This window comes from Algoriphagus taiwanensis (assembly GCF_036245645.1).
GTDB lineage: Bacteria > Bacteroidota > Bacteroidia > Cytophagales > Cyclobacteriaceae > Algoriphagus > Algoriphagus taiwanensis.
The window spans coordinates 149,305-165,085 of the sequence record NZ_BTPE01000005.1 but is presented as its reverse complement, the minus strand read 5'-3'; the positions used below and the strand labels follow the sequence as shown (position 1 = coordinate 165,085).

The following is a 15,781-nucleotide window of genomic DNA, read 5'->3' as shown; positions in this document are numbered from 1 at the left end:
ATTATGACTAAGATCGAAGAAAGTTTAGGTAAGTTATTTTCCAAGTATCGGATCATTGTCTGGTATGATGGGGAGAAGGGATTTCAGGAAGAGTTTGAGACCATTTCCCTACCTAAAGTGGAAAAGCGGAAGGTGAAAAATAATGAGTTCTTTCTGAAACATGAACTCTTAATCGTACACACTGAAACAAAATTCCTTCTTTACGCTCCTTTTCCAAGACCCGAGCCTGAAGACAATTGGTTGTTGGATATCGAGTTGGGCCATCATGTCTTCCATACCGATCAGGAGGCCATGATCATTCAAGAGTTGGATCTCCCCCTATCCTTTCGGAATTGGGTCAATCGACATATTGAATTTTTCAGAAGTAAAGATCGAATCCAAAAACTGAAACAAATCCTTGACGAGAAGGAAACAGAAACGGGATTAACCTTGAAACTTCTGCAATTGGTCTTGGGTGGTGAAGATGGATCAATTGAGGGGTTGGTGAAATCCTATACGCTGGGTTTTCTGAACGGGAAGGAAGAGGGAATAAAAAAGGAATTACAACGATTTGGATTGAGAGATCCTTTTTGGCAATTGGTTGAAAACCAATTCAACTACAAGGCCAGCAATCAATCGATCTACGATTTTATTTTGGAAACCTTTCAGAAGAGTTTTCATCCTTTGTCAGGAAAGTCCCAAGTCAATAATTCTGCAAAAGTCCTATTGTCCACATGGAAGGACACCCGATCCTTTGAAGACTCTTTCAAATTATTGTCAGAAAGGGTTCAGGAGGATTTGAATGTCAAAGGACACTTGGAGAAACACCCTGTAGAAGAACTGATTCAGGAAGACGTGTTTGAAGAGATAGACAAGCGAATTATCATTGATCTATCCCAACATATCAAGAACGAAACCCTTTCCTTGGATAAGATTGAGAACTTTATCAAGGTTAGGGAAACTAAGTTTTGGTATCCGAGATACAGTCCGTTTTATGATACCCTTTACTATGCTTCCCAATTGATTGAATCTGTAAAAAGGAATCAGGAGATCAAAATCAGGGATTACGAAGACGGTTTCAAACAATACACGGACAAGTGGTTTCAAATGGATCAGTACTATAGACTTTTCCTTCAGAACTACCGAGAAACCAGCCAAAACAATGCCCTGAATTCACTCTACCAACGAGTCCATAAGATCTATTCGAATACTTGGTTGCTCAAACTCAGTGAGAAATGGCAGGAGGTAATTGACAATCAGAAGGAATGGTATTTCGGGGTGAATTCCCAAAAGATGTTCTTCAAAAGGGATATTCAGGTTCCTTACTTAGAAAAGAAAACCAAGGTCTTTGTGGTGATTTCGGATGCCTTGCGGTACGAATGTGGAATATCGCTCCATGAATCCTTCCAATCAGAAAGTAGATTTTCCTCTAAGTTGACCTATCAGGTCACAGGACTTCCCTCTTACACCCAATTGGGAATGGCCTCCCTATTACCCCACAAAACTTTGAGTTTTGGGGAAGGAGATGAGATCCTTATTGATGGAAAAAGTACCAAAGGAAGTCAACCAAGGAAAAAAATATTGGAGGAAAACTCCAAAGTAAGAGCGACGACAATCTTGGCAGAAGACCTGATGAAAATCGCCACCAAAAGTGATGAGGCAAAATCCTTAGTCCAAGATCATGATTTGGTCTATGTCTACCACAATCGAATCGATAAACTCGGTGATGATAAGACTCAAGAAGAGAAAGTAATCGAAGCCTCCAAGGATGAGATTGTGTTCTTGGTAGATGTGGTCAAAAAGATTACCAACATGAATGGGAATCATGTAGTCATTACTTCTGATCATGGATTTATCTATCAAAACGAGGTATTGGAAGAAAGTGACTTTGCGGATGCCAATGTCCAAGGAGAAGTGATCAGAGATAACAGACGGTTTGTGCTTGGCAAAAATCTGACATACAACAATAACGTGGTCAAATTCTCCGCTGAATCACTGAGCATTAAATCGGATGTGGATATTTTGATCCCCAAAGGAATCAACCGACTCAGAAAACAAGGAAGTGGAAGTCGGTATGTACATGGTGGTTCTACCCTTCAGGAGGTGGTTGTGCCAGTACTGTTTATAGCCAAAAAGAGAGTGGATACTATTTCCAAGGTGGATATCGATGTACTGAATAAGGCCAATAATCGAATCACCACAAATATCCACACCATCAAATTCTATCAGGAACAACCTGTTTCCGATTCTCTCCTTCCGAGAAGTATTAAGTCCTACTTTGCCATTTTTGAAGGAGATGAATCGAGTAAGAAAATAATCAGTGATGTGATAGCCTACACCTTTGATTCTGAATCGAAACGAGCAGAGGATAGGGAGGTAGTTAAGAAATTCACGATTTCCACCAACCAAAAATCAAGTGTCAATACCTTCTTGGTAATTGAAGAAAAGGTGGAAGGCACCAATAAATGGAATATTATTGCCAAGTATCCCTATTCCTTGAAAATTGGGATGGAAAATGATTTTGATGACTTTTTTTAATTTAAAGGAAGTATGAAGGAACTCGATGTTTTGATCAATCGACATTTCGGAGGAAAAGTCGTCAGAAAGGACTTGACCAGCAAGGTCAAGGGAAATGCAAGTGTACCGACTTTCGTCTTGGAATACCTCCTCGGACAATATTGTGCAACAGATGATGAAGATACTATCCAACAAGGAATAGAGACCACCAAGCAGATTATTGCCAAACACTTTGTCCATCGGGATGAAGCACAAATCATCAAATCTACCATTCGGGAAAAAGGATCTCATCGGATCATTGACAAACTCTCTGTAAAACTCAATGATAAGGAGGATAGGTACGAGGCCAGTTTTGCCAATTTGGGTTTGAGTAAAGTGCCTGTCAGAGATGAGATCGTCAAACAATACCCCAAGTTATTGTCCGAGGGAGTATGGTCATTGATTACGATTGCCTATGTCCCTTCTGAAGAGAGAAATACTCTCCCATGGGTCATCGAGACGATAAAATTGATTCAAGTCTCACGAGCTGATTTGGATGAATTCAAAGTATTAAGAAGTCAATTCACCAAAGAGGAGTGGGTAGATTTTCTGATGCAATCCATCGGGTTAAATCCTGATGAATTTACTTTCCGATCCAAATTGATGGCCTTGACCCGATTGGTTCCTTTCGCAGAAAACAACTACAACCTCATCGAACTTGGCCCGAAAGGAACAGGAAAATCCCATGTGTTTTCCGAATTATCCCCACATGGGATTCTAATCTCCGGTGGTGAAGTTTCTAAGGCAAAATTATTTGTAAACAATTCTACAGGTGAGATTGGGCTGGTGGGATATTGGGATGTGGTGGCTTATGATGAGTTTGCCGGAAAGACCAAAAAGGCCGATAGAGGATTGGTGGATATCATGAAAAACTACATGGCCAACAAATCCTTTTCCCGAGGAACCAACGTGTATCAAGCCGAAGCCTCCATGGTCTTTGTTGGGAATACCGATCATTCAGTTCCTCACATGTTGACCCACACGGACTTATTTGATGCCCTACCCAAGGACTATTACGATACCGCATTTTTGGATAGAATCCATTGTTATCTACCTGGCTGGGAAGTGAAGAAACTCAGGAACGAAATGTTCACTTCTGATTATGGGTTTATTGTCGACTACCTAGCCGAGATCCTCAAACAACTCAGGAAAGAAGACCATTCTCAGGATTACAAACCATACTTTGAACTCTCTTCTACGATCACTACAAGAGATAAAACTGCCATTGAGAAGACTTTTTCAGGATTGGTCAAAGTGATCTATCCTCATGGGGTCATGGAACCCAAAGAGATCAAAGAACTTCTTGATTTCGCAATTGAAGGAAGAAAAAGAGTGAAAGACCAGCTCAGAAAAATGGATGAAACCTTCAACGATGAGGTGGTGAAATTTGAATACACCGCTGACAATGGAAAGGTTTTTAAAATTGAGACCTTGGAGGTTTTGGAGTATGGAGATCCCAAATTGGGGATTGAAAAGAGAGAAGAGATTGCAGAAGAAACGCCAGTAGGACAAGAAACCCTCGTAGACCCCCAAAATAAAGTCTTGGCGGGACTTCATCGTACTATAAGGGATAATCAGTCAAACGTGAGCTATAAAGGGCTATTTGGGGAGTATTTGGTGGGTGCAACTCATATTATTCTCAGAGATCCTTACATCCGATTACCCTACCAAATGAGAAACTTTATTGAGTTTTGTCGATTAGTAGCGGAATTGAATGAAGAAGATCAGGAAGTGAGAATTCACTTGGTTACGAATAATAATGAAGAGTACATCGAAAACGCCAAAGGTGCCTTTGGAGAGATTATCGATAGTTTGGCTCCTTTAGGAATTGATCTTTCCTACGAATTCAGTGAAGTTCAGCATGATCGAAGTATTGAACTCAATAATGGATGGAAAATCATCCTTGGACGTGGATTGGACATCTGGCAGAAGACAGGAGGAAGATACGATATCGCTGAATACTATCAGGAGAAAAGATTGTGCAAGGAGTTTGAGATTACCGTTTTGAGGAATTAATCTTTATGGGAGATTTTTTTGAGTCTAGATCTAAATCAAGATATTCAAGATACTTTTTCTGTGAGGAACATGTTTATGATCAAAATTTGGTAGATATCATAAAGAAACATGGTAGACCTCATGGGGAATGTGCAATTTGTGGTAAAGTTGAGGAGGGTTGGAATTTTGAGAATCCATTTTTTATAGACTTTGAAGTTTTTTTTCAGAAAATCAAAAAGTGTATTGAGTTTGAATTTGGTGATGCAGGGGATATTCTGACATATGATTCAGAGGAAAAAGAGTTAATTGGTTCATTTTGGACAACTCGGGAGCTAATAGAAGATTTATGTGAAAATTCTTGTGATGAAGAATTGGTCGAATGGATCATTGATGCATTTGGTGAATCAGAAGTTTGGGCACATCGGGAAACTTTTTCAGATTTTAAAGAAAGCGAAGAACTCTTTTACACATGGAGTTCCTTCTCGAATTTGGTTAAAAATAAGGTTAGGTTTCTTTTTTTCGATTTTGAAGAAAATCATCGGTATGGATTCCCAAACAAACCATTTCGTGTTTTGAAAGAGATTGGCGATTATATCTTGGATCAAAAAATGTTTACCACATATCCTGGAATTGGTGATTTGTTTAATCAAAATCCTAAGATTTTCAGAGCAAGACCGCACGAGAAAAAAGAAGATGTAATTTCATGGAAAGATATTTGTTCCCCTCCCTCTAAATCCGCAAAATCAAACAGATTCAGTCCAGAAGGCATTTCAATGTTTTATAGTGCTGATTCTGCTGAAACTGCAATAAAAGAGGTGTATAGCTGGAGGAGATTAGATGGATTTATTTCCATCGCTGAATTTAAAACAAGCCGTCCATTGCTCTTGGTGGATTTGAGGTCTCCTAGAATAATTGGATTTTTTGACGAACAAAACATCCATAAAAGACAAGCCTCCTTCTTTATAAAAAAATTTGTAGAAGAGATTACCAAACCTATTGATTATGATAACCAAATCGACAGTATTGAATATGTTCCTTCCCAAATCGTTACTGAATATTTTAGATTTTTTTTAACTAAAAGTGGGCCTAATATTGATGGTATTGTTTACAAAAGTTCTAAAAACCCAGGTAAAGATTGTTACGTGTTTTTTGCTGATTCTGAGGCATGTTCTGAAGAGGGAGAAGAACATAAGGAGAACCATTTATTGTTAATGAAGAAGAATTCGATCAAAACTCAAAGAGTAAAAGACTTGTTTGAAATCCGATTTTTTTCTAATGATCACTAGTTTAAATTAATAATTACAAAAATTTTTAAAAATGTTGTGATGATTCCTTGCACAACATTTTTGTTGTTACTAGCTTTGTTCACGACAAAACAGAAAAAACTATGGATTTACTTCTTGAAATCACCAATTCCCCTGTAATTGAATGTTATTTCATCTTCTTTTTGGGTTCAGGATTCGAGGATATCGATTGGAATAACAAGTTGATTAAAGGATATGAAAATCAGTTTCTTGAGATAAAGAAAAAATCCGAGGCAGTAGAATTTGTGAACATTGTACTGAAGGAAGATTTCAATGACGATGTGAAAAATGATAAATCTTTAACTCACCTTCGACACAGATTAGAAAAACTCAAAAAACAACTCCTCAAAATCTATTTTACATCCATCAAGAAGGAAAAGGAATTCTTGAATGAATACGAATACGTGGGAGACTTCAATTCGATTATCTCAAAACTCTTCCTCCAAATGAAAAGACTTCAATTAGTTATTCAACCTGATGTTCAGATTGCTACGAGTGTACATGCTACGTCAAAAATCACCTATTTGACTGCACGAGGATTTTGGTTAAATGAATTTGGGGAAAGAGAAAGAAAGTTTGTGAAGTCTTTGGGTAGGTTGGATGAGTTTAAGGAAGGAAAAAAAGACCCAATCATTGAAAAACTTGGAATAGAAAAAATCCGAGAAGTCAGTCTTCAGGAGTACAATGAAAAATACCCTGATTGAGGGGTGTTTTTTTGAGAAAAATGTCGATCTGAACACGATAACAACAATCAATTAATTATTCACTAAAACCCCTTTTATGAGGTGAAATCACCTTATACAGGATTCCTACGCTCAAATAGTCGACCTAAAAAATATAACAACAAGTTTCAAATTATAAAACCCATTAAACATGGAAAATCTAGTACAAAATGATGTCCCAGTGATGTCAAATCCGATTGTTAAAATCGAAGAGGTTTCTGTAAAGAACCTAGATATGTTGAACAGTACCCATTCCGTCTGTCCAAAGGTGGTGGAATATGGGTACAAGTATCTTCCTGTAATTGAAGGGAGGTTCCCTGAAAACCTTGATCCGTCAAAATTGACTCCTGTAAGATTCCGATCAGTATTTGATGTTTCATTAGATCTAATCGATATCCACCCAACTGCCCAAATGACCTATGTTGAGAAAGACTTGAGAAGTCTCCAATTCGTGATTGAAAAAATGGGTCAAATAGAACCTGCTGGGGCAGTACAAAGAGGAATTAGATTCCAAGTCTTTGATGGAATTTCAAGAGTTCTAATCGCAAGAAATTTGGGTTGGGAGAAGATTCGAATTGAATTGTTCGATTATGACGATTCAGAATTGAGGGATATCCATGTTATCAAGAACATGCGAACCAAACGATCTCAGATGGAACAAGTACTAAAAGCAGAATCAGTACTCGGAGTACTCGGAAAATCTCAGGGTAAAAAGAGAGAAATGATTGGAGATATCACTCTTAAGGATGATGAGTATGGTTTAGTTGGAAAGGATAGATTCCAACTTACCTGTGCGATCCTTGGGTTGGATTTTTCTCCTTCTACATTGAGAAAAATCATTGCTGTGAAAGAGTTTGAAGAGTCAGGTGATGAAGAGGTCAAGGGGCTTGGATTGATGGATAAAATCCAAAATAAGGGGATGACTATCTCAAATGCACATAACCTAATGAAAGGTTACCAGAAGGCACTTGAAGAAAGAAATAGACCCAATCCAATCGAAGAGGCATTGGATTCGGTACTGGAACAAAGGTTCAAGTTGTTCAATAAATCATCTAAAGATCTTTCAGATTTGGAGACTGGTTCTATACAGACCGTCATGACATCTCAACCTTATCATGATATTAGAGAATATCCTAAGGGGGTTTGTGAAGATGAGATTCCTTTTGGTCAAGAACCGACAACAGACGATTTCGTCAAGAGAAGCGTTGAGTTTTACGGTGGTGTGAAACGTGTTTTGAAAGACGATGGGTCTTTGTTCGTAAATCTTGGGGAGTCTTATAATGGCGGAGTCAGTTCTTTGGCTACACACAAATTCGCTGTTGAAATGGTAAAAGATGGTTGGTATTTGCAAGAATCAATTACATGGAAGAAAGAAAATCCTAAACCTCAGGGCGAAATCAGACGGCTACGACCTGTTACAGAGGTGATTTTTCATTTCACAAAAAATCCTACCAACTTCAAATACAAGGAATTCGTCTTTTGGTCACGTGAAGAAAAAATCACCATTCAAAAGGGGTGTAATGATCAAACCTCATTAGATAAAAAATCGAATGAATCGAAGTTTTCATTAAAAAAACCCAGAACAACATTCACTAATTTTTTAGATAGTCAAAAGGTCAAGGGAGTCATTGAGGGAGCGGCATTTAACTGGTCTAAGTTGAGAAAAATTGATCCAAGTTTTGTCCATTTGGCTCCAGCACCTGATTACTTGGCGATCATCCCAATTTTAATGACTACAGATCCAGGGGATAGGATTCTGGATGGATTCTGCGGTAGCTCCTCTTTTTTAGATGTAGCTATTTCATTAGGACGCAGTGTGGTAGGATTTGATACCGACCCTAATTCCATCAAGTTTTCAGAGAAAAGACTTGCACTTGCCCTAAAAGAGGAGATTTCAAGCGATGAATTGAGAAGAATAGAGACTGAATATTTCCTAAAGGTAGCCTAAGATGACTAAGAAAGACATGATCAATATTCTGAAAAAGGGAAATCCTTCCCTTTCAGATCATCAAATAGCGCAGGTTTATAACCTCTTGGTTAAGTTAGCCACTATCGAGTTTGAACATTATAAAGAGAATAATCCATGAGAACTATCATCTATAAGAGAGTGAGTACGGACGAACAAGCGGATTCAGGGTTTAGTCTCCAATATCAGGAACAAGTCCTCAGACAATTCTGCGAATACAACAAATTTGAACTTGTTGGGGTCTATACGGAGGATTACTCTGGCAAGGATTTCAACCGTCCACAATGGAACAATCTCATGAATTACCTCAAGAAAAATCGGGGTAAGGTTGACCAAGTTCTTTGTCTTCGATGGGATCGATGGTCAAGAAATCTTCACTATGCCCTCGATGAGATCAAGAAATTAAGTCAATTGGGAGTAAAGATTAATACTGTCGAACAACCAATTGACATTGAGAACCCTGATAGTAAGGTGCTACTATCCTTGTATTTGACATTACCCGAGGTGGAAAATGACAAAAACTCTATTAGAACTACAGAAGGTTCGAGAAGAGCACGAATGGAGGGGTGTTGGACTGGCTCCCCTCCAAGAGGGTATGATTGTGCCAGAAATGAGAACAAAAAGGCCACCCTTATCCCGAATGATAAGGCTCCATTTATTCAAATGGCTTTTGAAAGAATGGCTACAGGTCTCTATTCTGCCAATGATGTCCGTTTTTGGTTGGCAAATGAAGGTTATACTATTCCCAAACAAACCTTCTATCATACCATTCGGAATATCGCTTACATGGGTAAGATCTATGTTAAGGCTTGGAAGAAAGAATCCGAACAAATTGTAGATGGACTTCATCCAGCCCTCGTGTCTGAAGATCTATTTAAGAGGGCAAATAGAGCTCTTGATGGTCGAGTGAGGGAGATGGACTTTGAATCGGACAAAACAGATCTATACCCTGCAAAAGGATTCCTAAAATGTTCTAAACATGGCAGAACCATAACCGCTTACAAGGCCAGAGGTGGAAATGGTCAAAGGAAACATTACCACTATTATATCTGTACGAAAAAGAACTGTTTTCGACACAGAGTCGAAGAGGTTCATGGGAAAATTGAGGAGTTACTTGGCAAAATTTCTTTCACTGCAGAAATGGTACTGGTCTACAAAAGTGCACTTCAGGAAATGATGGAAAAAGACTTCACAGGACAGAAATCCAAAATTGAAAAGTTGAAATCAGATCGTGAAAAATTAATACTCAGAAAAGTGACTCTTCAAGACTCCTTCCTTGATGGGAAAATTGATTCTGACGATTTCAAGGAAATGAAACGCCGAATTGAAGATGAAATATTCAGTATTGATGAATCGCTAAAACAGTATCAAGGTGAGATGTCCCCTTTCAAAGAGTATTTGACCAAGTCTCTCCCCATGATTCAACAACTACCTATTTTTTGGAGGAAGTGTGATGGAAAAACCAAAAAAAAGATCCTCGGTTGCATCTTTCAAGAAAAAGTAGAGAATCTCGATTTCAAAGTTGCAACCACTCCCTTCACACCTGAAATATCCACTCTATTGAGTATAGAGGGGGTTTTTGATGGGGTTAAAAAGAAAAAAGAGATCATTTCTGATCTCTTTTTCTCACTGGCTCCCCCTCTTGGGCTCGAACCAAGGACCCCATGATTAACAGTCATGTGCTCTAACCAGCTGAGCTAAGGAGGAATAATTTCTTATATCAAATTCTCGTTGCTCTCATGATTAATCCCGTAACTACGGGACTCTAACCAGCTGAGCTAAGGAGGAGTTTGACGTCCCTTTCGGAAAACGTGTTGCAAATGTAGAGTCATGATCCATTTTTTCCAAACTGTGACCGGAAAAATTATTCATTCTTTCTCCTTTTGCCCTTTTTCCGTTTCTTTTTCAGGGACTTAATTTTTTAAACTTTTTACTCCTGAGCCTTCCTCGGCTTAGGGATCAGCAGGGAATTGTAAATAACCGTCACTCCCAATACCATCAATCCGGCAATCACCGCCAGAAGCACATTGTAGTAAGGAGGTGCGGACAAGGTCAAGCGAAGAAAAATCGTCGCCAAAGCAAAAGATGAATACCGGAACAGATTGAAGTACTTGCTGGAGTAGCGAAGGGAAAAAAGCAGAATAAAAACATCCGCAAAAATCAAAAGCGTGTAGAAAGTCTTGATGCTGAAGATTACTTCTTGGGTTTGGACAAAATTCACAATGTCCAAGATACCCAGCAAGACAAAAATCAGTGTCAGGTATATGGAAATCAACTTTTTGATGGATACAAATTTGCTCTGCTCCTCATGACTTTGGGTGATGGGCTGATGCTTTTGGCTGCGGTAAAACAGGCCTGTGATCAGGAAAATCAAGATTGCCCCAAAAGCATCCGAAACAATCGGAAGAAGCTCCAGCAGAAACTCCGGGTCCCAGTGCAATTCGCCCAAATAGTGTCCAAACTCCTTGAAAGCATCCCGAAGCAGCAGAAGGGAGATGATCTCAAATTGTTTTCCTACCGAGTCGGCTACAGATTTGGGGAGCAAGAAAATTAGACCCAAAACTTCAAAAATCAGCAATACATTGAAGGCAATCTCAATGGCGAAAAACGGGGAAATATTCTCAAACGGGTTAGGAATACCCAAAAACGGAAGACCCGCTACCAGCATGCCCAGCAGGAAAAAAGCAACAACCAAATTGCTGATCCATCGGGTGACTCTCGGGCTTTCCCAGTGAGCATCTATTTTGTCAAAAAGACGGATTTGGAACGGGAAAAACTGAGAGAGCAAGTGAGTCTGATTTAGATGAAAGGGAAAACTAGGGTTTTTACTTTGGAGCAAAAGAGACTTAAATCACCAAGGAATCTTCTTTTTTGTTTGGTCAGATTAGAATTGCCGGCTCTTTTCAAGAGAAGAGGAATTGGAGCCTAATTGTTTGAAATTCAAAACTATCCTTCATTTAGAGAAAGGGATATCCGTGATCTCACCAATTCCCACTCCAAAATGGGCAACGCTATTTTGAAAATACTAGATGGACTAAGCGGCACGTGTTCTAAAGACTGCCCACTGAATACTGCCCACTTCAATTTGCTCACTGATTCTTCGCGCTAAACTTTCTAATAAGCGACTTGATGAACTTCACCTTTCGAAATCTCAAAGCGGACCAGTCTTCGTTGATGGCGACCTGTCGGACAGCTTCGTAATCCAGTTCGCCCACTTTGGCCCAACCCGAGTCCCGGTTGATTTTTACCTTGTACTTTTTCGAAGTTCCCTTTGGGTAAGCCACCCATATCGCTTCATCCTCCGGAGAAAGGGCATGCATGGCTTCAAAGTACCGGTCAATGTCTTCTTTGGAATACACAAAGGCCAGCATAAAGGTGGGCCTTTCTCCTTCCTTTGCCAGAAATCCTTCCTTTTCCCAAGCCTGAATAAAAGGGTTCATTTCCTCAGGAGCATTCCAGATTTGGATTTTCATCTCTGGCTTGAAATTCATTTTTTTCAAAATCGGATCCATAGTTTTTGGCTTGAGTTCAGTTAAAGTTGGGCAAAATAGCATACAATCCCAATGGCAAATTGGTACTTTTGGGCTATGAGAACAACCTTTCTGTCATTAACGATTCTTTTGATTTTTCTTTCTACAGGACTTGCCCAGGAAATACCAATGGACAGTCTTTTCCTGCCCGGGGAGCGGATTAAGGAGATCAGCGAACCTGCACTGGAGGAAGTCAGCGGAATTGCTTTTTCTCATTTACACTCCAATCTTCTCTATCTCCATGTGGACAGTGGAGGTGAGTCTGCCGTCTTTTTGATGGATTCTTTGGGGAAAAGTCTGGGCAAGATCACGCTCCTCGATACCCCAAACCGGGATTGGGAGGATATTGCAGTGGGAGTGGGGCCTAAGGGGGAAAGCTATGTCTATGTAGGTGAAATCGGTGACAATGCAGGAATCTACTCTGACATCAAGCTATATCGATTCCCCGAACCCAAAAAGCTAAGCGATAATCTGGAAATCAAGCCTGAGGTAGCAGTCCTCAATTACCCCGATGGAGCAAAAGATGCCGAAACGTTGATGGTAGATCCCTGGACCGGAGAAATCTATATCCTATCTAAGAGGGATGAGAAAAATACCCTTTATCGGGTTCCTAAAGACGCTTTTTCAAAAAAAGAGTCTGTTTTGGAGGAATTGATCAAACTCCCGTTCAGCAGTGCTGTGGCCGGTGATATTTCAGCAGACGGAACCCAGATCTTGATTAAAAATTACTTCGCAGTGTACTATTGGGAAAGGAAAAAAGGGGAAAGCCTGACTGATGCACTTTCCCGGATGCCGGTTCGTCTGCCTTACGTGCCAGAGCCCCAAGGTGAGGCGGTTGGTTTTTCTCTCAATGGAAAATCCTATTACACGATTAGTGAAAAGCGATTTAATATTCAGCCCTTTCTTTACCGATATCCTTCAAAAAACTAAGCCATGCAAACCAGTTCTGTAATCTTGATGGTTCGTCCAGCCAACTTTGGTTTCAATCCCGAAACGGCGGAGAACAACTTTTACCAGCAAAAAGACCAAAGGTCAGCCGATGAAATCCGGGAATTGGCAAGGCGGGAGTTTGATGGCTTTGTGGCTTTGCTAAGAGATCAGGGGGTAGAAGTGGTGGTCATAGAGGATACGGATTCTCCTGTCAAGACCGACGCGGTATTCCCTAACAACTGGTTTAGCACCCATCCTGACGGTAAATTGATCCTTTATCCCATGTATTCCCCTAATCGTCGGCTGGAAAGAAGGAAAGACATCATCGAACAGCTGATGAATTTAGGCTTTGGGGTAAGGGAGATTTTGGATTTGAGCTTTTTTGAAGAAAGCGAACAGTACATGGAGGGGACAGGAAGTATGGTCATTGATCACGATTCCAAGACTATTTATGCCTGCTATTCTCAGCGTACTCATCGGGTTCCTTTGGATTATGTTGCCAAGCTTTTGGGTTACCAAGTGGTAGGGTTTGATTCAGTTCAGGAAATCGGAGGGCAAATCAGTCCCATTTACCACACCAATGTGATGATGCATGTGGGGACAGATTTGGCAGTAGTTTGCCTGGATAGTATTCCCAAGGCCAGCGAAAGACAGCTAGTGCAGGAATCCCTCACCAAAGCCGGGAAAAAGGTGATTCCCATCACAGCAAAGCAGAAGTTTAACTTTGCGGGGAATATGCTGGAAGTGAGCAATTCAGGTGGGGAAAAGTTTACCGTTATGTCTCAGACAGCCTATGATTCACTGAATGTGGGGCAAATCCAGCAAATTGAAAAATACACGACGATCATCAGTCCTTCCATTCCCACGATTGAGAAATTGGGCGGAGGCTCTGCTCGATGCATGATGGCGGAGATTTTTTTACCGAGAAATCTGTAGACAGTGTGTAGTTAGCAGTTTGCAGTTGCCAGCAGGAGTTGTTTGTAAATTGTGAGTAGTAAGCAGTAAATGGTTTTAAAATCAGAAGGCTGAAACTCGACCAGAGCAAATCATCTGTGGGAATCTGTGATTTTGATCTGTGGATATCTGTGGGAGATATAAAGCCTGATTCTTTGACCTAATTCAGCACCAGTGCCAATAAGCTCAAACCTTATCAAATTAGACTTTTTACAATGAACATCTATTCGAGAAAAAACCACTACTTACCCCTAACCATTCACCATTTACGATTTACCGACCGCTACTTACAGCTAACTGCCAACCGCCCTCAAATCCCCGTGTAATTAAAAGGAGTAATGGCCTTCAATTCGGCTTTTAATTCCTCTGAAATTGGCAAGCCGTCTACAAAAGTGGAAATGGATTTCTGAGTGATTTTTGTGTTGGTTCGTGTCAGGTCCCGGAGGGCTTCGTAGGGTTTTGGGAAGGCCTCTCTCCGCAGGATGGTTTGGATTGCCTCAGCTACCACGGCCCAGTTTTCTTCCAAATCTGCATCGATTGCCGCACGGTTGAGTTCGAGTTTGCCAAGACCTTTTTGGAGTGATTCGAGAGAAATCAGCATATGTGCCAAAGGAACTCCAATCACCCGCAAAACCGTACTGTCGGTCAGGTCCCGCTGAAGTCTGGAAATCGGGAGTTTGCCTGCCAAGTGCTCCAAAAGTGCATTAGCGACCCCCAGATTTCCTTCTGCGTTTTCAAAATCAATCGGGTTTACCTTGTGAGGCATAGCAGAAGAGCCCACCTCTCCGGCTTTAATTTTTTGCTTGAAGTAGTTCATAGCTACGTACTGCCAAACATCCTTGGAGAGATCCAGCAAGATGGTGTTGATTCGCTTCAGGCCATCAAAAAGTGCAGCAAGGTTGTCGTAATGCTCGATTTGAGTGGTTGGGAAAGAACGCTCCAAGCCGAGGAAATTTTCCACGAATGTGAAGGCAAATTCATTCCAGTCCAGCTCAGGATAGGCTACCTGATGCGCATTCATGTTACCTGTCGCTCCACCGAATTTGGCAGAATAAGGCACCTGCTCCAAAAGCTCCAGTTGACTCTTCAGCCGAACCACAAAAACCTGAATTTCCTTGCCCAGACGTGTGGGTGAGGCAGGCTGTCCGTGAGTTTTTGCAAGCATAGGGATGTCTTTCCATTCTTCAGCCAGATCACTCAGTTTTTCGATGACTTCCTGCAAAAGAGGCAAAATCACTTCCTGCATGCCCAATTTGAGCATGAGGGGAGTAGCCGTATTGTTGATATCCTGTGAGGTAAGTCCGAAATGGATGAATTCCTTGTAGGCATCCAATCCCAGCTGATCAAACTTTTCCTTCAGGAAATATTCCACTGCCTTCACATCATGATTGGTGGTGCGCTCGGTATTTTTCACCCATTCAGCATCTTCCAGAGAAAAGTTTTTGACCCATCCTCTGAGTTGAGGGAAAAGGCTGTGATCAAAATCTTCCAACTGGGGGAGAGGCAACTGACATAGGGCGATGAAATATTCGACTTCTACGTGAACGCGATATTTGATCAGAGCAAATTCCGAGAAAAAGGCCCTCAGTGGGGTAGTTTTGCCGGCATATCGGCCATCTACTGAAGATATTGCGGTGAGCGCGTTGAATTCCATGGGTGAGGATTTGAATCAAAAAGGGGATTGACCCGATTTTCGGGAAGGGCAAAGTTAAGTCTTTGACCAAAAAATCTTCTGTCTGCGCGCATAATTCTCCCATTCATCCAAACTTACCTTTTTGTTTTGGGGTTAAAGAGGGAAAAATTTCCAAGGATTGCCGGTTTTCCGGCTTGGGAAATTATTTTTGC

Annotated in this window: 11 protein-coding genes and 1 tRNA gene; 8 read left to right on the top strand and 4 right to left on the bottom strand. The window is 40.7% G+C overall.

Annotated features, from left to right (window positions below):
• Nucleotides 1–3: 3 nt before the first annotated feature.
• The 6 genes from pglZ (at nucleotide 4) to AAA938_RS08830 (ending at nucleotide 10,190) form a co-directional block, all read left to right on the top strand.
• Nucleotides 4–2,517, top strand: coding sequence for a BREX-1 system phosphatase PglZ type A (gene pglZ / locus AAA938_RS08855; RefSeq protein ID WP_338228310.1), 2,514 nt, complete (start codon nucleotides 4–6; stop codon nucleotides 2,515–2,517).
• A gap of 12 nt (nucleotides 2,518–2,529) precedes the next feature.
• Nucleotides 2,530–4,551, top strand: a complete 2,022-nt coding sequence (brxL, locus tag AAA938_RS08850) for a BREX system Lon protease-like protein BrxL (protein ID WP_338228309.1) — start codon at nucleotides 2,530–2,532, stop codon at nucleotides 4,549–4,551.
• Nucleotides 4,552–4,556: 5 nt separating this feature from the next.
• Nucleotides 4,557–5,816, top strand: coding sequence for a HEPN-associated N-terminal domain-containing protein (locus AAA938_RS08845; protein WP_338228308.1), 1,260 nt, complete (start codon nucleotides 4,557–4,559; stop codon nucleotides 5,814–5,816).
• Between the two features lie 101 nt (nucleotides 5,817–5,917).
• The gene (locus AAA938_RS08840) at nucleotides 5,918–6,538 is read left to right on the top strand and encodes a hypothetical protein (protein ID WP_338228307.1); all 621 of its coding nucleotides are present in this window, start codon (nucleotides 5,918–5,920) and stop codon (nucleotides 6,536–6,538) included.
• A gap of 169 nt (nucleotides 6,539–6,707) precedes the next feature.
• Nucleotides 6,708–8,504 carry a DNA methyltransferase gene (locus AAA938_RS08835; protein ID WP_338228306.1) on the top strand — a complete coding sequence of 599 codons (1,797 nt, stop codon included), beginning with the start codon at nucleotides 6,708–6,710 and terminating at the stop codon, nucleotides 8,502–8,504.
• Nucleotides 8,505–8,639: 135 nt separating this feature from the next.
• Nucleotides 8,640–10,190 (top strand): recombinase family protein, encoded by a 1,551-nt coding sequence (locus tag AAA938_RS08830; RefSeq protein WP_338228304.1) that lies wholly within the window; start codon nucleotides 8,640–8,642, stop codon nucleotides 10,188–10,190.
• On the opposite strand, the gene AAA938_RS08825 is transcribed toward AAA938_RS08830, so the two are convergent.
• From AAA938_RS08825 to AAA938_RS08815, 3 genes are all read right to left on the bottom strand, one after another.
• A tRNA-Asn gene (locus AAA938_RS08825) sits at nucleotides 10,153–10,229 on the bottom strand. The genes AAA938_RS08830 and AAA938_RS08825 overlap by 38 nt on opposite strands.
• A 223-nt stretch (nucleotides 10,230–10,452) precedes the next feature.
• On the bottom strand, nucleotides 10,453–11,310 hold the full coding sequence (locus AAA938_RS08820; protein WP_338228302.1) for a hypothetical protein: 858 nt from the start codon (nucleotides 11,308–11,310) through the stop codon (nucleotides 10,453–10,455).
• A 301-nt stretch (nucleotides 11,311–11,611) separates the two neighbouring features.
• Nucleotides 11,612–12,013 carry a hypothetical protein gene (locus tag AAA938_RS08815; RefSeq protein ID WP_338228301.1) on the bottom strand — a complete coding sequence of 134 codons (402 nt, stop codon included), beginning with the start codon at nucleotides 12,011–12,013 and terminating at the stop codon, nucleotides 11,612–11,614.
• 96 nt (nucleotides 12,014–12,109) lie between these two features.
• Between AAA938_RS08815 and AAA938_RS08810 the strand changes: the two genes are divergently transcribed.
• Together AAA938_RS08810 and ctlX are read left to right on the top strand one after the other, a co-directional pair.
• A complete protein-coding gene (locus tag AAA938_RS08810) occupies nucleotides 12,110–12,982 on the top strand; it encodes a hypothetical protein (protein ID WP_338228300.1) in 873 nt (290 codons plus the stop codon).
• Between the two features lie 3 nt (nucleotides 12,983–12,985).
• Nucleotides 12,986–13,918 (top strand): citrulline utilization hydrolase CtlX, encoded by a 933-nt coding sequence (gene ctlX / locus AAA938_RS08805; protein WP_338228299.1) that lies wholly within the window; start codon nucleotides 12,986–12,988, stop codon nucleotides 13,916–13,918.
• Nucleotides 13,919–14,246: 328 nt separating this feature from the next.
• Here the strand turns inward: ctlX and purB are convergent, their stop codons facing one another.
• The gene (gene purB / locus AAA938_RS08800; RefSeq protein WP_338228298.1) at nucleotides 14,247–15,590 is read right to left on the bottom strand and encodes an adenylosuccinate lyase; all 1,344 of its coding nucleotides are present in this window, start codon (nucleotides 15,588–15,590) and stop codon (nucleotides 14,247–14,249) included.
• Between the last annotated feature and the right edge of the window lie 191 nt (nucleotides 15,591–15,781).